This window comes from Nocardioides guangzhouensis, from assembly GCF_004519545.1.
Taxonomy (GTDB): Bacteria; Actinomycetota; Actinomycetes; order Propionibacteriales; family Nocardioidaceae; genus Nocardioides; species Nocardioides guangzhouensis.
Genome location: NZ_SDKM01000022.1, coordinates 1 through 23,914 on the forward strand (window position 1 = coordinate 1; position 23,914 = coordinate 23,914).

The following is a 23,914-nucleotide window of genomic DNA, read 5'->3' on the forward strand; positions in this document are numbered from 1 at the left end:
CGCCGAGCGGCTCGTCGAGCAGCAGCACCTGGGGCCGGTTGATGAGGGCCCGGGCCAGCGCGACCCGCTGCTGCTGGCCACCCGAGAGCTGGGCCGGCTTGCGCCCGGCGTACTGGGTGAGCTCGACCAGCTCGAGCATCTCGTCGACCTTCGACTTCACGTCCTTGGCGCCGGTGCGCTTGAGGCCGAACGCGACGTTGTCGCGGATCGTCATGTGCGGGAAGAGCGCGTAGGACTGGAAGACCGTGTTGACCGGACGGCGGTACGGCTTGAGGCCGGTGATCTCCTGCTCACCGAGTCGGATCGCGCCGACGGTCGGCGTCTCGAGGCCAGCGATCATCCGCAGCGTCGTGGTCTTCCCGCATCCGGACGGACCGAGCAGGGCGAAGAACGAACCGGCCGGCACCGTCAGGTGGAGGTCGTCGACGGCCACGAAGGACCCGAACTTCTTGGTGATCCCGGTGAGGACGAGGTCCTGCGCGGTCGAGGGTGCGGTGGTCGGCTCCACGCCGGTCTCCGTTGCGGCCACGGGTCACGCTCCGATGACTTGGTTGAATTCCTTGTCGTACCTCTCCCGAGTCTTCGTGTCGACGTTCATGAACATCCAGGTGCCCTCGAGGTCCGTGGCGCTCGGGAAGATCAGCGGGTTGTCGACCAGGCTCTTGTCGACCTTCGCCATGGCCTCCTGCGCGCCCTGGACGGGGCAGATGTAGTTGACCCACGCCGCGAGTCGGGCCGCCACCTCCGGGTCGTAGTACCAGTTCATGAGCTCTTCGGCGTTGGTCTTGTGGTCGGCCTTGTTCGGCACCAGCATGTTGTCGCTCCAGAGGCTGAGGCCCTCGGTCGGCGCGACGAACTTGATGTCCGGGTTGTCGTACTGCATCGCGATGACGTCCCCCGACCAGGCCTCGCAGGCGAAGATGTCGCCGTTGTTGAGGGGCCGGGTGTAGTCGTTGCCCGTGAACTGGCGGACCTGGCCGGAGGCCACGATCTCCTCCATCTTGTCCAGCGCGGACTTCCACTCGTCGTCGGAGAAGTCGTCCGGGTCCGCACCGACCAGCCGGAGCACGAACCCCATCGTGTCGCCCATCTCGCTGAGCAGCGAGATCTTGCCCTTGAGGTCGGCGCGGGTGACCAGCTCCTCGAAGCTGCTCACCTCGCCGGTGTACTTGGCGTTGTAGGCGATGCCGGTGAGGCCGCTCTGCCACGGGACGGAGTACTTGCGGCCCTTGTCCCACTCGGGGTCGCGGAGGTTGTCGACGAGGTTCGCCTCGACGTTCGGCATCTTGCTGGCGTCGAGCTCCTGGATCCAGCCGAGGCCGACCATCCGGGCCGCCATCCAGTCGGTGAGCACGAAGATGTCGCGGCCGACCGGCTCGCAGGCACCGAGCTGGTTGCGCACCTTGGCGAAGAACTCGTTGTTGCCGTTGACGTCGGTGTTGTAGGTGACCTTGATGCCGCTCTGCTTCTGGAAGTCCTCGAGCGTGGGGTACTTCTTGCCGTCCTCGTCCATGTAGAGGGGCCAGTTGGAGAACACCAGCTCCTTCTGGTCCGCGCTCAGGTCCGTGCTCTTGCAGGTGCTGGCACTCTGCTTGGTCCCCTCCGTGCCGCAGGCGGCCAGCAGCGAGGTCGACGACAGCGCCAGGGCACCCACCCCGGTCGCTCGGAGGAAGCCGCGGCGGGAGAACCCTGCGCCCCGTCCTCCCCGGTTCAGCTCCGCGGCGAGCTGGCGGGCGAGCTTGTCCGCGGCGGAGTCTCCGCCGCCGTTCCACGGGCGCTGGGCCATCGGGGTACCTCCTTGGGTGCAGGTGCTGTGCGCTACGGATCGTGTCATGCAGATCGGCCCCTTACAAGGGATTCCGCATCTTCTTAACATCGATGCAACGAATTCCCTTGTTGGGCGTTTCACTTGTGAGTGGCCCACTCCCCTGTCACGATGCCGGGGTGACCCATACGCCGCGTGACCGGGAACGCCCTCACCTCGACGACGTGTCGAAGGCGATCATCGAGCAGCTCCAGCAGGACGGACGCCGCTCGTACGCCGCCATCGGCAAGGTCGTCGGCCTGTCGGAGGCCGCCGTGCGCCAACGCGTGCAGCGGCTGCTCGACGCCGGCGTCATGCAGGTCGTCGCGGTCACCGACCCCCTCGAGCTCGGCTTCGCCCGGCAGGCGATGATCGGCATCCGCGTGCAGGGGCCGCTCGAGCCCGTCGCCGACAAGCTCGCCGACCTCCCGGAGGTCGACTACGTCGTGGTCACCGCCGGCGCCTACGACCTCCTCGTCGAGGCGGTCTGCGAGAGCGACGACCACCTGCTCGAGCTGATCTCCGAGAAGATCCGCAGCATCGACTCCGTCGCGTCGACCGAGACCTTCATGTACCTCAAGCTGCACAAGCAGACCTACTCCTGGGGCGTGCGCTGAGCACCTCGCCCGCCCTCACGCCGTACGCCGGGATCTCGCTGTGGCACGAGACCGCCGGCGACGCCTGGTCGCCGCGCCCGCCGCTCCCCGGTGACACCCAGGTCGACGTCGCGGTCGTCGGCGGCGGCTACACCGGGCTCTGGACCGCCTACTACCTGGCCGCGGCCGACCCGACGCTGCGGGTGGCGGTGCTCGAGGCGGACGTGACCGGGTTCGGCGCCTCCGGGCGCAACGGCGGCTGGTGCTCCGCGCTCTTCCCCGCCTCCCTCGGCACGCTCGCGAGGCTGCCCGGGTCCAGCCGGTCGGCCGCCCTCGCCCAGCACGCCGCGATGCGCGGCACCGTCGACGAGGTGCTGCGGGTCGCGGACGCCGAGGGCATCGACGCCCAGGCGGCGAAGGGCGGCACCGTCGTTCCCGCCCGCACCGGCCCCCAGTGGCGGCGCGCCCGCGCCGACGTCGAGGGCGCCCGGGCCTGGGGCCGCGGCGAGGACGACGTCCGGCTCCTCTCGGCCTCGGAGGCCACCGAGGTGCTCGCGGCCACCCGCATCCTCGGCGCGACGTACACCCCCGACTGTGCGGCCATCCACCCCGCCCGCCTGGTCCGCGGCCTCGCCGACGCGGTCGAGCGGCACGGCGTCGCCGTGCACGAGCGGACCCGGGTCACCGCGATCGAGCCCGGCCGAGCGGTGACCGAGCACGGCACCGTGCGTGCCGACGTGGTGGTGCGGGCGACCGAGGGATACACCGCGTCGCTCACCGGGCACCGGCGCACGATGGCGCCGGTCCACTCGCTGATCATCGCCACCGAGCCGCTCCCGGCCGCCACCTGGGAGCAGATCGGGCTGCGCCGGCGCGAGACCTTCAGCGACCACCGCCACCTGGTCATCTACGGACAGCGCACCGCCGACGACCGGTTGGTCTTCGGCGGCCGCGGCGCGCCGTACTCCTTCGCCTCGCGGACGCACTCGACCTTCGACCCGTCGTATAGCGTGTTCCGGTCGCTGCACGCCACCCTGGTCGATCTGTTCCCGGTCCTCGCGGACGCCCGGATCACCCACACGTGGGGCGGTGCGCTCGGCGTCCCCCGCGACTGGATCGCCTCCGTCGGCATCGACCGCGGCACCGGGCTCGCGTGGGGCGGCGGGTACGTCGGGGACGGCGTCGGCACCACCAACCTCGCCGGCCGCACCCTCGCCGACCTGGTGCTCGGCCGCGACACCGACCTGGTCCACCTGCCCTGGGTGGGCCACCGCTCCCGCCGCTGGGAGCCCGAGCCGCTGCGCTGGCTGGGCATCAACGTCGGCCTCCGCGCGATGACCCTCGCCGACCACGAGGAGCGGCTCACCCGCCGCCCCAGCCTGATCGCCCGCGCCGTCGCCCCCCTCATCGGCGGCCACTGACCGTTGGTTTCGAGACGCTCGCTGGCGCTCGCTCCTCAACCACCGGAGGTTGCTGCTCGACCACCGGTGGTTGAGGAGGGCCGAGGAACCGAGGCCCGTCTCGAAACCACGCCGCGGGCCCGGAGGCTAGGTTGAGCGCGTGCGGAACAGGCGGGGGCGGGTGGTCGAGGTCGACTCGACCGAGGAGCTCGAGCAGCGGCTGGCCGCCGGCGCGACCACGCTGACCGGGTGGCACCTCCAGGCGCTGGACCTGACCCACCACAGCGCCGACCTGCGCCGGGTGCACGTGGCCGGGGCGCTGTTCCTCGGCTGCACGTTCGCCGACGGCGACGAGAAGTCGGTGCGTGACCGCGGCGGGATCGTCTTCCCGGCCGTCCCGGACGTGCCGGTCGAGACGTACCGGACCGCGCTCTACTCCCCCGCCGAGCTGTACGGCGACCTGCACGGCAACGGCCGGTACGGCGCCTCGCTCGACGCCCGGGTCTACGCCTGGTCGCGCCAGCCCGCCGACGCGCAGCACACCCTGGCCCGGGCGCTGCACGACCACGCGATCGACGAGGCGCTCGCGGACTGGATCCACGGCCGGCGGCTGGTGGGCGTGATGGGCGCGCACGCCGTCGAGCGCGACCACCCGGCGTACGCCGACGCCGCACGGCTGGGCCAGCTGCTCGCGGAGCGGCACACGGTCGCCACCGGCGGGGGTCCCGGCGCGATGGAGGCCGCCAACCTCGGCGCCTGGCTGGCCGACCGCCCGGTCGAGGCGGTGGCCGAGGCGGTCGCGCTGCTCGCTGCCGTGCCGTCGTACCGGCCGTCCGTCGGCGCCTGGGCGGCGCGCGCCTTCGAGGTCCGGGAGCGCTGGCCCGACGGCGGCGACAGCCTCGGCATCCCGACCTGGCACTACGGCCACGAGCCCCCGAACGCGTTCGCCTCCGCGGTCGCGAAGTACTTCCAGAACGCCACTCGCGAGGCGATCCTGCTCCAGGTCTGCGACGCGGGCATCGTGTTCCTGCCCGGCGCCGGCGGCACCGTGCAGGAGATCTTCCAGGACGGCTGCGAGAACTACTACGCCGACGCGTCCGCGGTGGCGCCGATGGTCCTGGTCGGGCGGCGGCACTGGACCGAGGAGGTGCCGGCATGGCCGCTGCTCGAGCGGCTGGCCCGGGGCCGGGTGATGGAGGGCCAGGTGCACCTCGTCGACACCGCCGAGGAGGCCGCGGAGATCGTCGGCGGATGAGGCTACGCCAGGGGCCACTTCACGAAGCAGAACCGGTTGCCGAACGGGTCCTGCATGACGGCCCACTCCAGGTACGCCGCGTCGTCGGACGGGTAGAGCGCGGGTGGCTTGACGGTCACGCCGCCGATCGCCTCGGTCCGCCGGACGGCCAGGGCGACGTCGTCCACGCGGAGGTCCAGGTGGGTGCCGCCGATCCAGGTGGACTGGTCGCCGGGCACGAGCTGGAGCAGGAGCCACGGCGCGTCCCCGTCGGCATCCGGATCGTCGAGGACGGCGTAGACCTCGCCGCTGTCGTCGCCGTGCCTCGAGGTCGGCGTCAGGCCGGTCAGGGCGGACCAGAAGCGTTCCCCCTCCGCGAGGTCGCAGACGTTGACGACGGGCTTCCAGAGCGTGGCGATTCCGTTCGTCATGGGGATGCTCGCTCTCTGCTCGCAGCCGGGGTCGGCCTGTCCTCGTAGCCAAGCGCCACAGCCACGCGGCGTCCAGTGCTCGGCTGACGAGCTCGGCGCACGCTCAGACCGCCAGCGGCCGCTCCAGCGGTACGCCTACCAGGGTGCCGAGGGTGCGCACGTCCCAGCCCGCGGCCAGCCACGGCGCCGGGTCGAGCGTGTTGCGGGCGTCCACCAGCACCCGGCCGCGGGCCGCCTCGAGCAGCCGGGCGGGGTCGAGGTCGGCGAACTCGGGCCACTCGGTGAGGTGCAGGACCACGTCGGCCTTGCGGCACGCGGCGACCGCGTTGGCGGCGTACCGCAGCTCCGGCGCGACCGTCCGCGCGGTCACCGACGCCTGCGGGTCGAAGACCGTCACCCACGCGCCCTCCCGGGACAGGCGCCGGGCGACGTCGAGCGCGGGCGAGTCCCGTACGTCGTCGGAGTGCGGCTTGAAGGCGGCACCGAGGACACCGACCCGGCCGTGCAGCCACGGGCCGGTACGACGCAGCGCACCGAGCGCCTCGTCGACCACCCGCTGCCGGCGCCGGGCGTTGACCGCCTCGACGCCGTGCAGGAAGTCGACCGACTCCGGGGTGCCGAGCTCGGTGGCGCGGGCGATCAGGGCACGGACGTCCTTGGGCAGGCAGCCCCCGCCGTACCCGAGCCCGGCGCCGAGGAACTTCCGCCCGATCCGGTCGTCGTGGCCGAGCGCGTCGGCCAGCGCGGCGACGTCCCCGCCGGTCACCTCGCACAGCTCGGCCATCGCGTTGACGAACGAGATCTTGGTGGCCAGGAAGGCGTTCGCGGAGACCTTGACCAGCTCGGCGGTCGGCAGGTTGGTCACCACGACCGGCGTGCCGTCGGCGAGCGGCCGCGCGTAGACCTGCCGCAGCGCCCACTCCGCGGCCGGGCTGGGGACGCCGAGGACCAGCCGGTTCGGGCGCAGCGTGTCCTCGACGGCGTGCCCCTCGCGCAGGAACTCCGGGTTCCAGGCGAGGTCGACCTCGACCGACGGCCGCAGCCGCGCGATCCGCTCGACCAGGGCCTCGGCGGTGCCGACGGGGACCGTGGACTTGCCGACCACCAGGGCGGTACGCCGCAGCGCCGGCACCAGGTCGTCGACGACGCGGTGCAGCGCGGTCAGGTCGGCGGCGCCACCGGGTCCCTGCGGGGTGCCGACGCAGACGAAGTGCACGTCGGCGAAGGCGGCCGCCTCGGCCAGGTCGGTGGTGAACCGCAGCCGTCCCGACTCCACGTGCCGCCGCAGCAGCTCGGGCAGGCCGGGCTCGTAGAACGGGACCCGTCCCTCGGCCAGGGCCCGGATGCGCGACGCGTCGGTGTCGACGCCGACCACCTCGTGGCCGAGCTCGGCCATGCCGGCGGCGTGCGTGGCGCCGAGGTAGCCGGTGCCGATGACGCTGATCCGGGGCGCCACGTCACCCACCTCAGCCCGCCGCCGCGAGCATCCGCCGGGTCCGGTCGTCGCGTCGTCGCCGGCGCTGCTTCCCGATCACCTCGCGGTAGTGCCCGACCAGCAGCGCGTTGACCTCGTCCCAGGAGCGACCCGCGACCCCGGCCCGGGCGGCGCGCCCGAGGCGCTCCCGCAGGGCGGCGTCGTCGACCAGCCGCGCGACGTACGACGCCAGCTGGTCGCCGTTGCCGGGCTGGTAGAGGAAGCCGGTCCGCTCGTCGACCAGGTCGAGCAGCCCGCCGGCCCGCGGTGCCACGACCGGGACGCCGGAGGCAAGCGCCTCCTGCGCGGACTGGCAGTAGGTCTCGTGCCGGCCGGTGTGCACGAACACGTCCAGCGAGGCGTACGCCGCCGCCAGGTCCTCGCCGTGCAGCACCCCGGTGAACGCGGCGTTCGGCAGCAGCCGCTCCAGCCGCTCGCGCTCGGGGCCGCCGCCGACGACCGCCAGGCGCAGCCCCGGGAGGCCGTCGAGGTGGGCCAGCAGCTCGAGCTCCTTCTCGGGAGCCAGCCGGCCGACGTACCCGACCAGCACCTCGCCGCCGGGCGCCAGCCGGCGCCGGAGCCGGTCGTCGCGGCGAGCCGGGTCGAACAGCCCGAGGTCCACGCCGCGCGGCCACCAGCCCACGTCCGGCACGCCGAGCGCCTCGAGCTGGACGATGCTGGCCGAGGACGGCGCGAGGGTGCGGTCGACGGCGGTGTGGATGCGCCGGGTCAGTGACTCCATGGCGCGCGCGCCGCCGGGAACGTCGTACCGCGTCGCGAAGCCGACCAGGTCGGTCTGGTAGACCGCGACCGTCGGGATGCCGAGCTCACCGGCGACCCGGGCCGCCTGGTAGCCGAGCGTCGCCGGCGAGGCGATGTGCACGACGTCGGGCCGGACCCGCAGCAGGATCGCGCGCAGCCGGCGCCGGGTCTCCAGCCCGATCCGGAACTCCTTGTAGAAGGGCAGCCGGGTGCCGCGGGCGTGGGTCACCCGGAACCCGGCGTACGTCGGCGGGCCGCTCGGGGCGACCAGCTCGGCGTCGTGCCCCTCGGCCGCGAGGTGCTCGAGCACGCGGCGCACGGAGTTGGTGACGCCGTTGACCTGCGGGAGGAACGACTCGGAGACGACCAGGACCCGGAGCCGGTCCACCCGGGAGGTCGCCGTGATCGTGGTCGGGATCGGGAGGCGGTGCCGGGTCCTGCGCAGGATCCCCATCGTGGGCCCTTTCGGTCAGCGGTGCTCCATCCACCGGGGACCGTAGGGACCGCTGCGCAACGGACACCGAGGTGTGCGTGGACGACACGTGAACCCCGGCTGACCGATCAGGGCCGGGCGCTCCCGGGACTCAGGAGTCGCTGGCGGCGAGCTGCCCGCAGGCGCCGTCGATCTCGCGGCCGCGGGTGTCGCGGACCGTGGTCGGGATGCCCTTCGCCTCCAGCCTGCGCACGAACTCGCGCTCGTCCGCCGGGTCGGAGGCGGTCCACTTCGAGCCGGGCGTCGGGTTGAGCGGGATCAGGTTGACGTGCACCCAGCCCCAGTCGCCGTACTCGTTGAGCAGGTCGCCGAGCAGGTCGGCCCGCCAGGCCTGGTCGTTGATGCCGCGCATCATGGCGTACTCGATGGAGACCCGGCGCTTGGTCGTCGCCGCGTAGTTCCAGGCCGACTCGACCGCCTCGCGCACCGAGAACCGGGTGTTGATCGGCACCAGCTCGTTGCGGAGCTCGTCGTCGGGGGCGTGCAGGGACAGCGCCAGCGTGACCGGGATGCCCTCCTCGGCGAGCTGGTTGATCCGCGGGACCAGCCCGACGGTGGAGACCGTGATGCCGCGGGCGGACATGCCGAGTCCGGCCGGCGACGGGTCGGTCATCCGGCGGACCGCACCGATCACGGCCTTGTAGTTGGCCATCGGCTCGCCCATGCCCATGAACACGACGTTGGAGACCCGCCCCGGACCGCCGGGCACGTCGCCGCGGGCCAGCGCCCGGGCACCGGCCACCACCTGCTCGACGATCTCGGCGGTCGACATGTTGCGCTGCAGGCCGCCCTGGCCGGTGGCGCAGAACGGACAGGCCATGCCGCAGCCGGCCTGCGACGAGACGCACATGGTGGCCCGGTCGGGGTAGCGCATGAGCACGGACTCGACGAGCGCACCGTCGAAGAGCCGCCACAGGGTCTTGCGGGTGGTGCCCTTGTCCGCCTCGAGGGTGCGGATCGGGGTCATCAGGGTCGGCAGCAGCGCGCTGACCAGCTCGTTGCGCTGCGCGGCCGGCAGGTCGGTCATCTCGGCCGGGTCGTCGACCAGCCGGGAGAAGTAGTGGGTCGAGAGCTGCCGGGCCCGGAAGCCCTGCAGACCGAGGGAGGTCAGCAGCTCCTTGCGGCCCGCCTCGTCGAGGTCGGCGAGGTGCCGCGGGGGCTTCTTGCGGCCGCGCGGCTCGTCGAAGACCAGGGGCAGGGACCGGCTCGGTGACTCGCTCATGACCGGCCCAGTCTCCCACCCCCGGGTCGACCCTCCCAATCCCGCGTGCTGCCCGGGTTCCCGCCGTACCGCCGCGGTGCTTGCCGCGCCCCGTCCACCGCGTCACGCTGGGCACATGGTGGGGCACCTGGTGGACACGGCGGGGCACACCGTCGGCCTGCGCGTCTGGTACGTCGACGCGCAGGGCGTCCACCCGCGCGAGGCTGACGACGTGGTCGAGCTCTACGCGCACGAGGACGGCTTCTTCTGGATCGACGTACCCCTGTGGGACGACGACGCCGCGGCCCTGCTCCAGGGGCTGGGCTGCCACCCGATGGTGATCAGCGCCTGCCAGAGCCGCAACTACGTCCCGACCGTGCACGGCTACGAGGACCACGCGTTCGTGACCACGCAGTCGCCGCTGCTCGGCGAGCGCGGGCACGTGCACCTGCTCGAGCTCGACCAGATCATCGGTCACCACTACCTGGTCACCGTGCACGGCCCGATCAACCCGAAGCTCGACGTCGCCGAGGCGCTGGTCGAGACCGAGGGCGCGATGTCGCGCCTGGAGCGCGGGCGGTTCCGGCCCGCCTCGCCGGTGGAGCTGAGCTACGCCATCACCTCCAGCGTGGCCCGGCGGCAGAGCGGCGTCATCCGCGAGGTCGCCGCCAAGCTCCCCGGTCTCGAGCGGGAGGTGATGGACTCGCAGCTGCGCAACCCCGAGGAGCTGCTCGAGACGATGTTCCTGATCCGGCACGAGCTTCAGACCACCCGCACCATGGCCGCGCAGTGCCAGGACATCTGGATCCGGATGGCGGAGATCGGCAAGCTCAGCGACGACGCGGACGCCGCGCTGGCGCGCGACCTCGCCGCGCAGTTCGACCGGGTGCGGTCGCTGGCCGACGGGGAGGCGCAGTTCCTCTTCGGGGTCATCGACCTCTACCAGACCAAGGTGCACACGAAGATGACGGTCGCGATGGAGCGGCTGGCCGTGATCGCCGCGGTCACGCTGCCGATCACCGCGATCGCGTCGATCTACGGCATGAACGTGATCGTCAACGAGTCGACGCACTGGACCCAGCTCGGCCTGGTGCTGGTGGCCATGCTGACGATCAGCCTGCTGCTGCTGCGCTGGGCGCATCGCCAGGGCTGGTGGTGAGCGGGTGGACCGCCTGAACCGCCTCAAGGAGTACGGCGTCTCCGACCGCGCCGTCCTCGACGACCTGCTCGACTCGCAGTGGTTCGGGGTGCTGTCCACCGTGGCCGACGGCCAGCCGTGGGCGGTGCCGATGCTCTACGCCCGCGACGGCGACCGGGTGCTGCTGCACGGCTCCACCGGGGCCGGTGCCCTGCGCGCGGTGGCGGCCGGCTCCCCCGCCGTGCTCACCGTGACCGCGCTCGACGCGCTGGCGGTCGCCCCGACCACGTTCGAGTCCTCGGTGAACTACCGCTCGGCCACCGTCCGCGGCCGGCTCGAGGAGCTCTCCGCCGCCGAGCGGGCCGCCGCGCTCGACCTGTTCAGCGAGGTCATCCTCCCCGGCCGCACCGCCGAGGTCCGGGCCAGCACCCGCAAGGAGCTGGCCGCCTCGCTGGCCGTGGCGCTGCCGATCGTCGACGGCTCCTGGCTGCTCAAGGCCTCCGCGGGCTGGCCGGCCACGCCCGAGGAGGCCGAGTCCGACGACGACGTGTGGAGCGGGCTGGTCCCGGTGCGGACCGTCCTCGACCCGCCGCTCGCCGCGCCGTGGTCCGAGCACCTGCCGGTGCCGCCGTCCGTACGTCGGCTCACCGGCGACGCGTGACGCCGTACGTCGGCTCGCGCCTCCCTGACCGTTGAGTCCCCCCTTTCTGACCCTTGAGTCGCGCGTCCCTGACCGTCGTGTCGCGCCTCGCTGGGCGTTGAGTCGCGCTTCGCTGACCCTTGAGTCGCGCCGACGTCGTGGGAGGTGGTCGGCCCGGTGATCCGGACGCAGGACGTCACGCGGTCAGAAGACGGCGTAGTGGAGCAGCAGCCAGATCGGCGCGATCGTGGCCAGCAGCGAGTCGAGCCGATCCATCAGGCCGCCGTGGCCGGGGATGACCTGGGACATGTCCTTGATGCCGAGGTCGCGCTTCATGACGGACTCGCAGAGGTCGCCGAGGGTGGCCATCACGACCGCGATCAGGCCGAGCGCGACGCCGACCCACCAGGCGCCGTCGAGCATGTAGACGACCAGCGCCCAGCCGACGACCACGCAGAAGACCAGGGAGCCGGCGAAACCCTCCCACGACTTCTTCGGGGAGATGACCGGGGCCATGGGGTGCTTGCCGAACAGCACGCCCGCGACGTACCCGCCGATGTCGGAGGCGATGGTGACCAGCACGAAGGTGACCACGCCCTTCACGCCGTCGTCCCAGCGGTCGAAGTCGGTGGCGCCGCCCTCGGCCAGCATCAGCGCGACGAACGAGCCGAGGAACGGGACGTAGATCAGCGTGAACACCGACGCCGTGGAGTTCATGACGTAGCCGTTCACGCCGCGACGCAGCAGCCACAGCATGATCACCAGCGCGCTGACCGCGGTGGCGGTGACCAGGGCGGGCGCGCCGTAGAAGTACGCCACGACCACCATCACCACGCCGCCGAGCATGAGCGGCTGCTCGGGCAGGTCGATGCCCTTCGCGAGGAAGCCGCGGTGCAGCTCCCAGATCGCCACCACGACCGCCGCCGCCACCACGAACATGAAGGCGGTCTTCCAGAAGTAGAGGGTTCCGCCGATCAGGGCGAGCAGCACCACCGCCGAGGTGATCGCAGCGGGCAGGTTGCGACCGGCGCGACCGTGGTCCTTGACCGGAGGCGCCGGCGGGCTGGCGGAGGTCATGGCGAGGTGGCTGCTCAGACCTCGAGCAGCTCTGCTTCCTTGTGCTTGAGCATCTCGTCGATGGCGTCGGTGTGCTTCTTGGTCTGGCCGTCCAGCCGCTTCTCCGCACCGGTGATGTCGTCCTTGCCGACCTCACCGTCCTTCTCCATCTTCTCCAGGCTCTGCTTGGCGTGGCGACGGATGTTGCGCACCGACACGCGGCCGTCCTCGGCCTTGGCGCGGGCGACCTTGATGTACTCCTTGCGGCGCTCCTCGGTGAGCTCGGGGAACACGCAGCGCAGGACCTTGCCGTCGTTGGCGGGGTTCACACCGAGGTCGGAGTCGCGGATCGCCTTCTCGATGGCGGCCATCGCCCCCATGTCGTAGGGCTGCACGAGGATGATGCGGGCCTCGGGGGCGGTGAACGACGCGAGCTGCTGCAGCGGCGTCGGCGTCCCGTAGTAGTCCGCCGTGATCTTGTTGAACATGCTCGGAGTCGCCCGGCCGGCACGGATCGCCGCGAACTCCTCGCGCGTGGCCTCGACCGACTTGTCCATCTTGTGGTCGGCCTCGCTCAGGACGTCATTGATCACGGTGTCTCCTCGTTCGTCGTTCGTCGGTGCGGGTTCGCGGGGCGGCGGTCAGCCGTCGGCGCTCACCAGCGTGCCAATCTTCTCACCCTGGACGACGCGCAGGATGTTGCCCTCGGGCTCCATCCCGAACACGACCATCGGCAGCTTGTTCTCCCCGCACAGCGCGAACGCCGTCTGGTCCATGATCCGCAGGCCGCGCGCCATCGCGTCGGCGTACGTCACCTGGTCGAGCTTCTGCGCGGTCGGGTCCTGGTGCGGGTCGGCGGTGTAGACGCCGTCGACGCCGTTCTTCGCGACCAGGACGACGTCGCACTTGCTCTCCAGTGCCCGCTGCACGGCGACCGTGTCGGTGGAGAAGAACGGCATGCCCATGCCGGCGCCGAAGATCACGACGCGGCCCTTCTCCATGTGCCGGATCGCGCGGCGAGGGACGTACGGCTCGGCGACCTGGCCCATCGCGATCGCGGTCTGCACCCGGGTCTCGACGCCGAGCTTCTCGAGGAAGTCCTGGAGCGCGAGGCAGTTCATGACGATGCCGAGCATGCCCATGTAGTCCGCCCGCACCCGGTCCATGCCGCGCTGCTGCAGCTCGGCGCCTCGGAAGAAGTTGCCGCCACCGGTCACCACAGCGATCTGCACGCCCGCGTCCACGACCGCCGCGATCTCCCGCGCGATCTTCTGCACGACGTCCGGGTCCACGCCCACCTTGCCGCCTCCGAACACCTCGCCGGAGAGCTTGAGCAGGACTCGCTTGTACGCCGTCACCAGGCATCCCTTCGTGGGTCGGGTTCGTCGGGATGCAACCTACTTCCTCCCGGACCCGCTGCGCGAACGTGGGTCACTCCAGCCACACGATTCCCCGGTCCACCGGGGAGTCTGGCGGTTGTCAGGGGTTGAAACACCTGAAAAACGTCGGTTCCCCCGGTCGACCGGGGAACCCTGATGCGCCCCCCGAACGGCGCGAGGCCGGTACGACGCGACGTCGTACCGGCCCCGTGGCCTGGCTGGTGGAGCCGGTCAGGCGCCGACCTCGAAGCGGGCGAACCGCGTGAGGGTCACCCCTGCTTCGTCGAGGACCGCCTTGACGGTCTTCTTGTTCTCGGTGACCGACGGCTGCTCGAGCAGGACGGTGTCCTTGAAGTAGGAGTTCACGCGGCCCTCGACGATCTTGGAGATCGCCTGCTCCGGCTTGCCCTCCTCGCGGGCGGTCGCCTCGGCGATCTCGCGCTCCTTGGCGACGATGTCCGCGGGGACCTCGTCGCGGGTGAGGTACTGCGGGCGCATCGCGGCGATCTGCATCGCCGCGGCCCGCGCGGCGTCGGCGTTCGCGCCCTCGAACTCGACGAGGACACCCACCGCCGGCGGCAGGTCCGCGGCACGCTTGTGCATGTAGGACACGGTCTCGCCGTCGAAGTAGGCCACCCGGCCGAGCTCGATCTTCTCGCCGATGGTGATGGCGAGGTTCTGGACGACGTCACCGACGGTCGAGCCGTCGAGCTCGACGGCCTTGAGGGCGTCGGCGTCGGCGGCCTTGTTCTCGGCGGCCTTGTCGGCGATCTTCTGCGCGGCGGCGACGAACTCGTCGTTCTTGGCCACGAAGTCGGTCTCGGAGTTGAGCTCGACCAACGCACCACCGGAGGTGGCAACCAGGCCGGCCGTCGCGTTGCGCTCCTCGCCACGCTTGGCGGCCTTGGCAGCGCCCTTGACGCGGAGCAGCTCGACGGCCTTGTCGAAGTCGCCCTCGGCCTCGTCGAGCGCCTTCTTGCAGTCCATCATGCCGGCGCCGGTGAGCTCGCGGAGCTTCTTGACGTCAGCGGCGGTGAAGTTCGCCATGTCCTTCTTCCCTCGAAGTTGTCCGGCCGTGGCCGGCAGGTGTGGATCTCTCGAAAAGGGTGGTGGCCCCGCCCCATCGGGCGGGGCCACCGGTGCTGCTTGGGGCGGGAGGCCTCAGGCCTTCTCGTCGGCCTTGGCCTCGGCGTTGACGAAGCCGGCCTTCTCGGCGGCCTCGGCGGTGCGGAACCAGACCTCGGCCTTGGTGCGGTCGTACCACGGGCTGCTCGGCGAGTGGAACTTCCTGGAGGTCTTGTTGCCCTTGACCTCGAAGCCCTCGGGAGCCGAGCCGTCCTCGAGCGGGGCGGCGGAGTCGGCGCCGAACTCGCCCTCGGTGGCGGCAGCAGCCGGAGCCTCGGTCTCGGCCTCGGCGGGCGCCTCGGTCGCGGCAGCAGCCGGAGCCTCGGTCGCAGCCTCGGCAGCGGGAGCCTCGGTCACAGCCTCGGCGGCAGCCGCGGCAGCGGGGGCCTCGGCGGCGGCGCCGGTCGCCTCCGCGGCCGGGGTCGCGGTGGCCTCGCCACCGGTCGCGGCGACCGCGGCCTGCTCGGCGTCACCGGAGAGCAGCTCGCGCTCCCACTCGGCCAGCGGCTCCTCGGCGCCGGCCTCGGCACCCTCGGTCTTCGCGCCGGAGCGGGCGATCAGGCCCTCGGCGACGGCGTCGGCGACCACGCGGGTCAGCAGGCCGACCGCACGGATGGCGTCGTCGTTGCCCGGGATCGGGAAGTCGACCTCGTCGGGGTCGCAGTTGGTGTCCAGGATGCCGATGATCGGGATCCGGAGCTTGCGCGCCTCCTCGACGGCGAGGTGCTCCTTCTTGGTGTCGACGACCCACACCGCGGCGGGGGTGCGCGACATCTCGCGGATACCGCCCAGGGTCCTCTCCAGCTTGTCGCGCTCGCGCTTCATCTGGAGGAGTTCCTTCTTGGTGCGGCCGGAACCCGCGACGTTCTCGAAGTCGATCTCGTCGAGCTCCTTGAGGCGGTTGATCCGCTGGTGCACGGTCTGGAAGTTGGTGAGCATGCCGCCCAGCCAGCGCTGGTTGACGTAGGGCATGCCGACGCGGGTCGCCTGCTCGGCGATCGCCTCCTGGGCCTGCTTCTTGGTGCCCACGAACATCACGGTGCCGCCCTTGGCGACGGTCTCCTTGATGAAGGCATAGGAGCGGTCGATGTAGGCCAGCGACTGCTGCAGGTCGATGATGTAGATGCCGTTGCGCTCGGTCATGATGAAGCGCTTCATCTTCGGGTTCCAGCGACGGGTCTGGTGTCCGAAGTGGACGCCGCTCTCGAGGAGCTGGCGCATGGTCACGACTGCCATGTGTTCTTCTTCCTGGTTCCGGACGGCACACCGTTCGGCGCCCGCCTTGGCTCGCACCGCGAGAGGCGGGCCGGTGGACCGGCCATGTTGTTTTCAGTTGCCGCATCCGGCGGGTGCCGGCTGCCCTGACGCCGCGCGCGACCCCACCCGTCGTGGCCGTGAGCCAGTCGGGGACCGAGGGCCGTCGCCCACGAGTGACCGGCCCGCCCAGGAGGCGGACCGTCGCGGTCTGCGACGTGCGAAGTCAATCCCTGAGGATTGCGTCCGTCAGCCTAGTTCATGGGAGGTCGCCGGAGCGAATCCGTGCGTACGTCGGCCGCTCGCCCCGTTCGTGCTCCCCACGACCCGGTTTCCGTGCACAGTCCGACCCGGCCGAGGCCCTGTCCACAGACCGTACGCCGCCCGCCCCGAGCCGTCGTGACCCCGCGGCAGTCTCGGGCCATGCACCCCGCGACCGCCCCACCGCTCCCCCGACGTCCCGCCCGCCCCCGTTCCGGACCACCCGCCCGGTCCCAGCGGGTGCGGGCGGGCGCCCCTGCGCGGCTGCCGACACCGCTCGCGGTGCTGCTCACGGCGGCGCTTCTGGCGCTTCCGCCCCTGCTGCTCGGGGTGACCGCACCGTCGGCCGCCGCCGACGAGCGGCCACGCGGCGTCTGGCCGCTGCAACCCCGCCCCGTCGTCGCCGCCCGCTTCGACCCGCCGACCTCGACCTGGGGTGCCGGCCACCGCGGGGTGGACCTGGTCGGCCACCCGGTCGCGGTCGTGCGCACCGCGCTCCCGGGCACGGTGCGGTTCACCGGCACGATCGCCGGCCGGGGGGTCGTGGTCGTCGGGCACGGCGACACCCGCACGACGTACGAGCCGGTGCGGGCCACGGTCTCGGTCGGCGACGCGGTCACGGCCGGGCAGCCGATCGGCCTGCTCGAGGTGGGCGGCTCCCACTGCTTCCCGACCGCGTGCCTGCACTGGGGCTGGCTGCGCGGCGAGACGTACCTCGACCCGCTCCTCCTCGTCGGCGCCGTCCCGGTCCGCCTGCTCCCGCCCGGCGGCCTCGCACCCGCCGGCCCAGTGCCCAGCAGCCTGACGTCCCGTGGCCTGCCAGCCAGCCCCACCCTGCTTGCGACCGGCGCCGCAACCGGCGCCCACCTCGCCAGCCGCAACCGGCGCCCACCTCGCCACTCGTCGTTGAGTCGCGCCCCCCTGCCCGTCGAGACGCGCCTCCCTGCCCGCCGACTCGCGCCTCCCTGCCCGCCGAGTCGCGCCTCCCTGCCCGCCGAGTCGCGCCCCCTGCCCGCCGAGTCGCGCCCCCCTGCCCGCCAAGTACCGCCCCCCTGCCCGTCGATTGGCGCCCCCCTGCCGGGGTCAGGGACTCCAGAGTCGCCAGTCGCCCGTCGGCGGGCGCAACTCGACGCCTCGGCGGGCGCAACTCAACGGGGGGTCAGGCGCGGGGGTGGGCCTGGAGGTAGGCCTTGCGGAGCCGCTCGCTGCTGACGTGCGTGTAGATCTGCGTGGTCGACATGGAGGCGTGGCCGAGCAGCTCCTGCACGGTGCGGAGGTCGGCGCCGCCCTCGAGGAGGTGGGTGGCCGCGGTGTGCCGCAGGCCGTGCGGCCCGATGTCGGGGGCGCCCGGCACGTCGGCGATGCGGGCGTGCACCAGCGAGCGCACGACGCGCTGGTCGAGGCGCTTGCCACGAGCCCCGAGGAACAGCGCGCCGCCGGCTCCCTCAGCCGCCAGCCGCGGACGGCCAGCCTGCAGCCACCGGGTCAGGGCGGCCGCGGCGGGGTGCCCGAACGGCACCGTGCGCTCCTTGCGGCCCTTGCCGAGCACACGCACCACGTGGCGGTCGAAGTCCAGGTCGTCGACGTCGAGGCCGCAGAGCTCGCCGACCCGGATGCCGGTCGCGTACAGCAGCTCCAGCACCGCCACGTCACGCAGACCGACGGGGCTGCCGTCGTCAGCCAGCGCGGCCGCGGCCTCGACCAGGGCACGCGCCTCGTCCTCGCGGAGCACCTCGGGCAGGTGGCGCCCGGCCTTCGGGGAGCCGAGCAACGCCCCGGCGTCGGTGCCGGCCCGCCCGGTGCGCACCAGCCAGCCGGTGAACACACGTGCCGCGGTGGCGCGCCGGGCCAGGGTGGTGCGCGAACGGCCGGTCGTCTGCTGCTTGGCCAGCCAGCTGCGCAACGTGCGCAGGTCCAGCTCGGCCACGTCCGTGATCCCGAGCCGGGCCGCGTGGTCGAGCAGCCCGGCGATGTCGCCGACGTATGCCCGGACCGAGTGCCCGGTCAGGTCCCGCTCCGACGTCAGGTGCCGCTCGTAGTCGCCGAGCACCCGCGCCAGTGGCTCGGGGAGCATGTCTTGGCCCGCCTCGTTGGCGCCGCCGTCCGTCATGCCTGCAGGGTAGGTCGCCGGCGCGTCGGCTCCGGTGCAGCGCGCCGCGCGCCGGCTCCGGTGCAGTGTGCTGCGCGGCGCCACCCGGGTGCGGGGCGCGGCGCGCCCTGCGGTCCGTCCGGCACGGCGCGCCCTGCGGTCCGTCCGGCACGGCCCGCCCTGCGGTCCGTCCGGCACGGCGCGCCCTGCGGCCCGTCGGGTGCAGCGAGCCGCACGTCCGTCGGATGAACTGGCGCCCACCGACGCTCCCCCGGGGTGGCTCAGCGCGCGGCGTCGGTGAGCCTCCAGCCGGCGTCGTCCCGGGCGACCAGGCCGCGCTCCACGAGGCGGCCGAGCACGCGGCGTACCTCCACCAGCCCGATCCCGGCGGTCCGGGCGATGCTGTCGGCGCCGGCGCCGCGGTGCACGGGGACCGCGTCGAGCACTTGCTTCTCGCGAGGTCGCAGCGTGTCGCGCGGTCGGGTCGGCACCCGGTCATCGGTGACGAGGTGCTGACCGGAGAGCCCGACCAGCTCGGCCACGTCTGCGCCGCGGGTCACCACTGCTGCTCCGCCGGAGCGGAGCAGCTGGTGCACCCCCTGGGACTGGGCGCTGGTGACCGGCCCGGGCACGCCCATGAGGCGCCGGCTGAGCCGGTCGGCCCAGTGCGCGGTGTTGAGGGCGCCACTGCGGACCGCAGCCTCGACCACGACGGTGCCGACGGTCAGCGCCGCGATCACCCGGTTTCGGCTGAGGAAGCGGATCCGGGTCGGCGAGCAGCCCGGGGCCAGCTCGGAGACGACAGCGCCGTGCTGGGCGAGGTGGTCGAGGAGCTGCTTGTGGGCGCTGGGGTACGCGCGGTCGACGCCGCAGGCGAGCACCGCGACGGTCGGCCCGCCGCCGGCGAGGGCGCCACGGTGCGCGGCCTGGTCGATCCCGAACGCCGCGCCCGAGACCACGCAGACGCCGGCGCTGCCGAGGTGGGCGGCGATCTCCCGCGCCACCTCGCCGCCGTAGGACGTGGCGGAGCGAGAGCCGACGATCGCGACCGGCGTCGCCAGGGCGTCGAGGCGGAGCGGGCCGCGCACCCACAGCCCCAGCGGGCTGCCTCCACGGTCGTGGACCAGCCCGCAGTGGTCGAGGTCGCCGAGCGCAGCCGGCCACTCCGCATCGCCCGGCACCACGAACCGGATACCGAGCCGCTCGGCTCGCTCGAGGTCGCGGCCCGGGTCGATCGCCCGCAGCCGGGTCGCGACATCGGTGAGCACGCCACCCACGTCGCGCTCCTCGGCGAGGTGCCGGTGCACGGTCTCGGGACCGAGCTCGGCGACCAGCGAGGACATCCGCGGATCGCCCGGCTCGGCGAGCCGGCTCAGCGCGGCGCGGGCCAGCCGTTCCGAGTCGGGAGCACGCACGTGGTCGGACGAGCTCGCGGGTCGCGCGGAGTCGGCTGCACCCGGTGCTCGCGCAGGACTCGCCGGACCGGCACCAATCCGACCGGCACCGATCGGGCCGGCACCGGAGGCGCTGACGCTCACGAGACGCACCTCGGCTCGACGACGGACAGGTCGAGCGGGTCGCCGCGGCGCAGGCGCAGAGCGATCGCCAGCTCGTCGGCACCGGGCTCGACGAGACCGCGCAGGTCGGCCACCGACCAGGCGACCCGGTGCACGCGGGTGGCGCCGCGGCGGCTCAGCCGGCCGGAGTACATCTCGGCGTCGAGGAGCTGGTCGGCCTCGGGACTGAGCGGCCACTCCTCGCGCAGGACCGCGGTCGGCACGTGGGCGTTGAGGCGCCACGGGAGGCCGGCGTACCGGTCGGCCTGGCGCTCGCGCGCCAGGGTGACCCGCCGCCGCACGTCTGCGGACGACTCGCGCCGGTCGAACGGGTCGGATGCCTCCACCTGGCCGACCGGGCGCACGTGCCGGGTGATGTCGAGCCGGTCGGTGATCGGGCCGGAGAGCCGCAGCTGGTAGTCGCGGCGGGAGACCTCCTTGCAGACGCAGGTGTTGTCGAGGAGGACCGAGGAGTACCCCCCGCAGGGGCAGGGGTTGCAGGCCATCACGAACATCCCGCGGGCGGGGTAGGTCGCCGTCTCCTCGCCGCGGGCGATGGTGACCTCGCCGGCCTCGAGCGGCTGGCGCAGCGCCTCGAGGATGTCGGAGGCGAACAGCGGGAACTCGTCGAGCAGCAGCACGCCGCAGTGGGCCCGACTCAGCTCTCCGGGCCGGACCTTGCCGGTGCCGCCGCCGAGCAGGCTGGTCCGTGACGAGGTGTGGTGCGGGGCGAAGAACGGTGGCCGGCTGATCAGCCCGTCGCTGGTGTCGAGCACGCCCGCCAGCGAGTGGATCGCGGTCAGCTCCAGCGACTCCTCCACGGTCAGGTCGGGCAGGATCCCGGGAAGCCGCTCGGCGAGGGAGGTCTTGCCGGAGCCGGGCGGCCCGGTGAGCAGCAGGTGGTGCCCGCCGGCGGCCGCGACCTCGGCGGCGTACTTCGCGTCCGCGAGGCCCACCAGGTCGGCGAGGTCGAGGTCGGAGAGCCGGTCCTCGCCGCGCCAGGACAACAGCGAGCCGCTGGACAGCGGTGGCACCGGCGGCGCCTCGGGGACCTCGACTCCGCGCAGCTCGGCGGCCACCTGGGCCAGCGACCGGACCCCGAACACGGACATCCCCGGCACCATGGCGGCCTCGCGGACCTGGGACTCGGGGACGAACACCCGGTCGATGCCGCGGGCGGACGCGGCCAGGGTCATCGGCAGCAGGCCGGGGACCGGCCGCAGCCGCCCGTCGAGGGTGAGTTCGCCGATCATGACGGTGCGCTCCAGCGCGTCGCCGGGCACCTGCCCGGAGGCCGCCAGCACGCCGATGGCGATGGCCAGGTCGAAGTGGGGGCCGCGCTTGGGCAGGTCGGACGGCGAGAGCAGGACGGTCACCCGCCGGGTCGCGGGCCACTCGTAGCCGGCGTTGCTGACCGCGTTGCGGCACCGGTCGCGGGCCTCGGTGACCGAGGCGTCCGGCCGGCCGACCAGCGCGGTGGCGACCATGCCCTGCGCGACGTCGACCTGGACGTCGATCAGGTGACCGGCGGCGCCGATGAGCGTGATCGTGCGGGCGGTGGCGACCGGCATCAGCCGATCCCGGGCACGTGGTCGACGGTGGGCGGCCGCCCGTCGGGGGCGAGCACCCCGACCAGGTCGATCCGCACGTGCTCCGCGCGGACATCATGCGCCGCGAGCCAGGCCGCACCCAGCCGGCGCAGCCGTGCGGCCTTGGCCGGCGTGACCGCCTCCAGCGGGCTGCCGTGGGAGAGCGAGCGCCGGGTCTTCACCTCGCAGATCACGACGACCGGCCCGTCCCGGAGCACGAGGTCGATCTCGCCCTCGGGGCACCGCCAGTTGCGGTCGAGCACGACCATGCCCCGTTCGCGCAGGTGGCGCGCGGCGAGCGCCTCCCCGTGGGCGCCCAGCGCCTGCTTGTGTCTCATCTCCTGACCTCCTGCGCCCAGCCTTCCGACGGGCAGGGACCTGCGGCCGGAGCGGCACCCTCGCCTGTGGACAGAGGTCGCCGAGCGACCGGCTGTGCACGGAAACCGGGCCGACAGGAGCCGGAGCGGCCCGGATCAGGCCCGCGTCGGCACGGAGACGGGCGTCAGGACTTCAGCGGGTCGATGTCCGCCGGCGCCAGCTCCTCGACGTTCACGTCCTTGAAGGTGAGCACCTTGACGTTCTTGGCGAACCGGGCGGGGCGGTACATGTCCCAGACCCAGGCATCGGACATCGACACCTCGAAGAACACGTCACCGGACTCGGTACGGGCCTTCACGTCCACCTGGTTGCAGAGGTAGAAGCGGCGGTCGGTCTCGACGACGTACTTGAAGATGGAGACCACGTCGCGGTACTCGCGGTAGAGGTTGAGCTCCATCTCGGTCTCGTACTTCTCGAGATCCTCGGCACTCATCGCGACTCCTCCAGGACGACCTCGTCCACCACAGCAGGGACGGCCTCATTCTGCACCGGCACGTCCGGGCCATTCTGCACCGGAAGGTCGGGCTCCAGCCCGGCGGCCCGCCGTACGTTCACGAACCGCATGCGGTGCTGCGGGCACGGACCCAGCTCGGCCAGCCGGGCGCTGTGGAGGTCGGTGATGTAGCCCTTGTGCACCTTGAACTCGTACGCCGGGTACTCCGCGTCCAGCCCGGTCATGATCCGGTCCCGGGTCACCTTCGCCAGCACCGACGCGGCCGCGATGCAGGCCGCCACCCGGTCGCCCTTCCACACCGCAAGGCCGGGCACCTCGAGGCCGTCGACGGGGAACCCGTCGGTGAGCACGTACGACGGGCGCACGTCGAGGCGGGCCAGGGCACGGCGGAGCGCCTCGACGTTGGCGACGTGCATGCCGAGCCGGTCGCACTCGTCGGACTCGATCACGACGACCGACCAGGCCAGGGCCCGCTTCACGACCTGGTCGTAGCAGCGCTCGCGGGCCTTCTCGGTGAGCAGCTTGGAGTCGGCCAGCCCGGGGACGATCCCGGCCTTGCCGTCGGGCAGGATCGCGGCCGCCGCCACGAGCGGTCCGGCGCAGGCACCGCGGCCGGCCTCGTCGACGCCGGCGATCGGGGCCAGGCCGACCCGGCGCAGCGCGCGCTCGTAGCCGTAGAGGCCGGCGTCGCGGCGTACGGTCGATCCTCGGGGCAGGGTGCTCATCGGCTCGTCACGACCGGGTCACTTCGGGTCGGGGATGTCCTCGAAGACCGAGGGCCGGGTGATCCGGTGCATGTGGTCGCGTGGCCAGACCAGCGCGAAGACCTTGCCCACCACGAGGTCGGTGGGCACCAGTCCTCTCGTGGGCGGACACTGCTCGGCCTCCGGGTCCTGGCACATGTGCGCGGTCGAGTCCGCACTGTTGCCGCGGTTGTCGCCCATCACCAGCAGGTAGCCGTCGGGGATCGGGCCGACGTCGAGCTTGCAGTCGATCATCGGTGCGGCGCAGCGGGTGCCGTCCTGCTTGACGTAGTCGGACTCGTCGAGGGCGTAGCCGTTGACGGACAGCCGGCCCTTCTTGTCGCAGCACTTCACCCGGTCGCCGGCGACCCCGATCACCCGCTTCACGAGGTGGCCGCCGGTCGGGTAGAGACCGATCTTGGCCAGCCCCTTGGCGAGCACCGACGTGGGACCCTGGGTGTCCTCCGGGCCGAGCCAGTTGCCGGGGTCCTTGAAGACGATGACGTCGCCGCGCTCCGGGCCCTTGTCGCCCCAGTAGGACACCTTCTGCACCAGGATCCGGTCGTTCTTGACCAGCCCGGGCTCCATCGACTGGGACGGGATGTAAAAGGCCTGCACGAAGAAGGCCTTGATGACGATCGCGAGCACCAGGGCGATGCCGAGCAGCAGGATCGTCTCCTGCCACACGGGGAGCTGCTTGCGCTTCTTCGCCTTCTCCTCGCGGCGCTCGCGACGGCGGGCCGCGGAGCCCGAGAGGCGGGTGGACAGGGACGACCGGGACGTTTCCCCGGTGGTGGAGGGATCCGTGGGTGCGGAGTCCCCCTCGGGGCGCGCGTCGCGGTCGTCTGAAGTCATGC

The 23,914-nt window shown here is 72.6% G+C and carries 24 protein-coding genes; 6 read left to right on the plus strand and 18 right to left on the minus strand.

Annotated features, from left to right (window positions below; all coding sequences use genetic code 11):
• A partial coding sequence (locus EKO23_RS15015) for an ABC transporter ATP-binding protein (RefSeq protein WP_134718699.1) occupies positions 1-529 on the minus strand: 529 nt, incomplete at its 3' end.
• 3 nt (positions 530-532) lie between these two features.
• Entirely contained in the window at positions 533-1,786 is a 1,254-nt protein-coding gene (locus EKO23_RS15020; protein ID WP_134718701.1) for an ABC transporter substrate-binding protein, read from the minus strand.
• A 158-nt stretch (positions 1,787-1,944) separates the two neighbouring features.
• Between EKO23_RS15020 and EKO23_RS15025 the strand changes: the two genes are divergently transcribed.
• From EKO23_RS15025 to EKO23_RS15035, 3 genes are all read left to right on the plus strand, one after another.
• Positions 1,945-2,421: an Lrp/AsnC family transcriptional regulator gene (locus tag EKO23_RS15025; RefSeq protein WP_246051104.1), complete on the plus strand. Its 477-nt coding sequence runs from the start codon at positions 1,945-1,947 to the stop codon at positions 2,419-2,421.
• Positions 2,422-2,459: 38 nt separating this feature from the next.
• On the plus strand, positions 2,460-3,821 hold the full coding sequence (locus EKO23_RS15030; protein WP_246051108.1) for an NAD(P)/FAD-dependent oxidoreductase: 1,362 nt from the start codon (positions 2,460-2,462) through the stop codon (positions 3,819-3,821).
• A gap of 139 nt (positions 3,822-3,960) precedes the next feature.
• Positions 3,961-5,055 (plus strand): LOG family protein, encoded by a 1,095-nt coding sequence (locus EKO23_RS15035; protein ID WP_134718707.1) that lies wholly within the window; start codon positions 3,961-3,963, stop codon positions 5,053-5,055.
• Positions 5,056-5,057: 2 nt separating this feature from the next.
• Here the strand turns inward: EKO23_RS15035 and EKO23_RS15040 are convergent, their stop codons facing one another.
• From EKO23_RS15040 to rlmN, 4 genes are all read right to left on the minus strand, one after another.
• Positions 5,058-5,465, minus strand: coding sequence for a VOC family protein (locus tag EKO23_RS15040; RefSeq protein ID WP_134718709.1), 408 nt, complete (start codon positions 5,463-5,465; stop codon positions 5,058-5,060).
• A 103-nt stretch (positions 5,466-5,568) separates the two neighbouring features.
• Positions 5,569-6,921 (minus strand): UDP-glucose dehydrogenase family protein, encoded by a 1,353-nt coding sequence (locus tag EKO23_RS15045; RefSeq protein WP_134718711.1) that lies wholly within the window; start codon positions 6,919-6,921, stop codon positions 5,569-5,571.
• Between the two features lie 10 nt (positions 6,922-6,931).
• Positions 6,932-8,155, minus strand: a complete 1,224-nt coding sequence (locus tag EKO23_RS15050) for a glycosyltransferase family 4 protein (RefSeq protein ID WP_134718713.1) — start codon at positions 8,153-8,155, stop codon at positions 6,932-6,934.
• 130 nt (positions 8,156-8,285) lie between these two features.
• The gene (rlmN, locus tag EKO23_RS15055; protein WP_134718715.1) at positions 8,286-9,416 is read right to left on the minus strand and encodes a dual-specificity RNA methyltransferase RlmN; all 1,131 of its coding nucleotides are present in this window, start codon (positions 9,414-9,416) and stop codon (positions 8,286-8,288) included.
• Between the two features lie 115 nt (positions 9,417-9,531).
• Between rlmN and EKO23_RS15060 the strand changes: the two genes are divergently transcribed.
• Positions 9,532-10,554: a CorA family divalent cation transporter gene (locus EKO23_RS15060; RefSeq protein ID WP_167880494.1), complete on the plus strand. Its 1,023-nt coding sequence runs from the start codon at positions 9,532-9,534 to the stop codon at positions 10,552-10,554.
• Positions 10,555-10,558: 4 nt separating this feature from the next.
• The gene (locus EKO23_RS15065) at positions 10,559-11,194 is read left to right on the plus strand and encodes a pyridoxamine 5'-phosphate oxidase family protein (protein ID WP_134718719.1); all 636 of its coding nucleotides are present in this window, start codon (positions 10,559-10,561) and stop codon (positions 11,192-11,194) included.
• Positions 11,195-11,377: 183 nt separating this feature from the next.
• On the opposite strand, the gene EKO23_RS15070 is transcribed toward EKO23_RS15065, so the two are convergent.
• The 5 genes from EKO23_RS15070 to rpsB all read right to left on the minus strand — a co-directional run bounded on the left by EKO23_RS15070 (position 11,378) and on the right by rpsB (position 15,969).
• Positions 11,378-12,250: a phosphatidate cytidylyltransferase gene (locus tag EKO23_RS15070; RefSeq protein ID WP_134718721.1), complete on the minus strand. Its 873-nt coding sequence runs from the start codon at positions 12,248-12,250 to the stop codon at positions 11,378-11,380.
• A gap of 14 nt (positions 12,251-12,264) precedes the next feature.
• Entirely contained in the window at positions 12,265-12,819 is a 555-nt protein-coding gene (gene frr, locus EKO23_RS15075; RefSeq protein ID WP_217702643.1) for a ribosome recycling factor, read from the minus strand.
• Between the two features lie 51 nt (positions 12,820-12,870).
• Positions 12,871-13,587, minus strand: a complete 717-nt coding sequence (gene pyrH, locus EKO23_RS15080) for a UMP kinase (protein WP_134718725.1) — start codon at positions 13,585-13,587, stop codon at positions 12,871-12,873.
• A 252-nt stretch (positions 13,588-13,839) separates the two neighbouring features.
• Positions 13,840-14,655, minus strand: a complete 816-nt coding sequence (gene tsf / locus EKO23_RS15085) for a translation elongation factor Ts (protein WP_134718727.1) — start codon at positions 14,653-14,655, stop codon at positions 13,840-13,842.
• A gap of 114 nt (positions 14,656-14,769) precedes the next feature.
• Positions 14,770-15,969 (minus strand): 30S ribosomal protein S2, sunset domain variant, encoded by a 1,200-nt coding sequence (gene rpsB / locus EKO23_RS15090; RefSeq protein ID WP_167880495.1) that lies wholly within the window; start codon positions 15,967-15,969, stop codon positions 14,770-14,772.
• Positions 15,970-16,410: 441 nt separating this feature from the next.
• On the opposite strand from rpsB, the gene EKO23_RS25330 reads away from it, so the two are divergent.
• Positions 16,411-17,460 carry a M23 family metallopeptidase gene (locus EKO23_RS25330; RefSeq protein WP_167880496.1) on the plus strand — a complete coding sequence of 350 codons (1,050 nt, stop codon included), beginning with the start codon at positions 16,411-16,413 and terminating at the stop codon, positions 17,458-17,460.
• On the opposite strand, the gene EKO23_RS15100 is transcribed toward EKO23_RS25330, so the two are convergent.
• The 7 genes from EKO23_RS15100 to lepB all read right to left on the minus strand — a co-directional run bounded on the left by EKO23_RS15100 (position 17,408) and on the right by lepB (position 23,912).
• Positions 17,408-18,358: a tyrosine recombinase XerC gene (locus EKO23_RS15100; RefSeq protein WP_175582700.1), complete on the minus strand. Its 951-nt coding sequence runs from the start codon at positions 18,356-18,358 to the stop codon at positions 17,408-17,410. The genes EKO23_RS25330 and EKO23_RS15100 overlap by 53 nt on opposite strands.
• Positions 18,359-18,618: 260 nt before the next feature.
• A complete protein-coding gene (gene dprA / locus EKO23_RS15105) occupies positions 18,619-19,752 on the minus strand; it encodes a DNA-processing protein DprA (protein WP_134718729.1) in 1,134 nt (377 codons plus the stop codon).
• A gap of 119 nt (positions 19,753-19,871) precedes the next feature.
• Positions 19,872-21,464 (minus strand): YifB family Mg chelatase-like AAA ATPase, encoded by a 1,593-nt coding sequence (locus tag EKO23_RS15110; protein ID WP_134718731.1) that lies wholly within the window; start codon positions 21,462-21,464, stop codon positions 19,872-19,874.
• On the minus strand, positions 21,464-21,820 hold the full coding sequence (locus EKO23_RS15115) for a YraN family protein (protein ID WP_134718733.1): 357 nt from the start codon (positions 21,818-21,820) through the stop codon (positions 21,464-21,466). The genes EKO23_RS15110 and EKO23_RS15115 overlap by 1 nt, the downstream gene beginning before the upstream one ends.
• Before the next feature lie 164 nt (positions 21,821-21,984).
• Complete coding sequence (locus tag EKO23_RS15120) at positions 21,985-22,293, minus strand: DUF2469 domain-containing protein (RefSeq protein ID WP_134718735.1); 309 nt, start codon at positions 22,291-22,293, stop codon at positions 21,985-21,987.
• Entirely contained in the window at positions 22,290-23,039 is a 750-nt protein-coding gene (locus EKO23_RS15125) for a ribonuclease HII (protein WP_134718737.1), read from the minus strand. Before EKO23_RS15125 ends, EKO23_RS15120 begins: the two co-directional genes overlap by 4 nt.
• A gap of 18 nt (positions 23,040-23,057) precedes the next feature.
• Positions 23,058-23,912, minus strand: a complete 855-nt coding sequence (gene lepB / locus EKO23_RS15130; RefSeq protein ID WP_134718739.1) for a signal peptidase I — start codon at positions 23,910-23,912, stop codon at positions 23,058-23,060.
• Positions 23,913-23,914: the final 2 nt, after the last annotated feature.

Bases quoted from the DNA above. Each gene is read 5' to 3' on its own strand.
- EKO23_RS15020 (WP_134718701.1), bottom strand. From the start codon at position 1,786: ATGGCCCAGCGCCCGTGGAACGGCGGCGGAGACTCCGCCGCGGACAAG.
- EKO23_RS15040 (WP_134718709.1), bottom strand. From the start codon at position 5,465: ATGACGAACGGAATCGCCACGCTCTGGAAGCCCGTCGTCAACGTCTGC.
- EKO23_RS15050 (WP_134718713.1), bottom strand. From the start codon at position 8,155: ATGGGGATCCTGCGCAGGACCCGGCACCGCCTCCCGATCCCGACCACG.
- rlmN (WP_134718715.1), bottom strand. From the start codon at position 9,416: ATGAGCGAGTCACCGAGCCGGTCCCTGCCCCTGGTCTTCGACGAGCCG.
- EKO23_RS15060 (WP_167880494.1), top strand. From the start codon at position 9,532: ATGGTGGGGCACCTGGTGGACACGGCGGGGCACACCGTCGGCCTGCGC.
- EKO23_RS15070 (WP_134718721.1), bottom strand. From the start codon at position 12,250: ATGACCTCCGCCAGCCCGCCGGCGCCTCCGGTCAAGGACCACGGTCGC.
- tsf (WP_134718727.1), bottom strand. From the start codon at position 14,655: ATGGCGAACTTCACCGCCGCTGACGTCAAGAAGCTCCGCGAGCTCACC.
- rpsB (WP_167880495.1), bottom strand. From the start codon at position 15,969: ATGGCAGTCGTGACCATGCGCCAGCTCCTCGAGAGCGGCGTCCACTTC.
- EKO23_RS25330 (WP_167880496.1), top strand. From the start codon at position 16,411: ATGCACCCCGCGACCGCCCCACCGCTCCCCCGACGTCCCGCCCGCCCC.
- EKO23_RS15100 (WP_175582700.1), bottom strand. From the start codon at position 18,358: ATGACGGACGGCGGCGCCAACGAGGCGGGCCAAGACATGCTCCCCGAG.
- EKO23_RS15110 (WP_134718731.1), bottom strand. From the start codon at position 21,464: ATGCCGGTCGCCACCGCCCGCACGATCACGCTCATCGGCGCCGCCGGT.
- EKO23_RS15115 (WP_134718733.1), bottom strand. From the start codon at position 21,820: ATGAGACACAAGCAGGCGCTGGGCGCCCACGGGGAGGCGCTCGCCGCG.
- EKO23_RS15120 (WP_134718735.1), bottom strand. From the start codon at position 22,293: ATGAGTGCCGAGGATCTCGAGAAGTACGAGACCGAGATGGAGCTCAAC.
- EKO23_RS15125 (WP_134718737.1), bottom strand. From the start codon at position 23,039: ATGAGCACCCTGCCCCGAGGATCGACCGTACGCCGCGACGCCGGCCTC.
- lepB (WP_134718739.1), bottom strand. From the start codon at position 23,912: ATGACTTCAGACGACCGCGACGCGCGCCCCGAGGGGGACTCCGCACCC.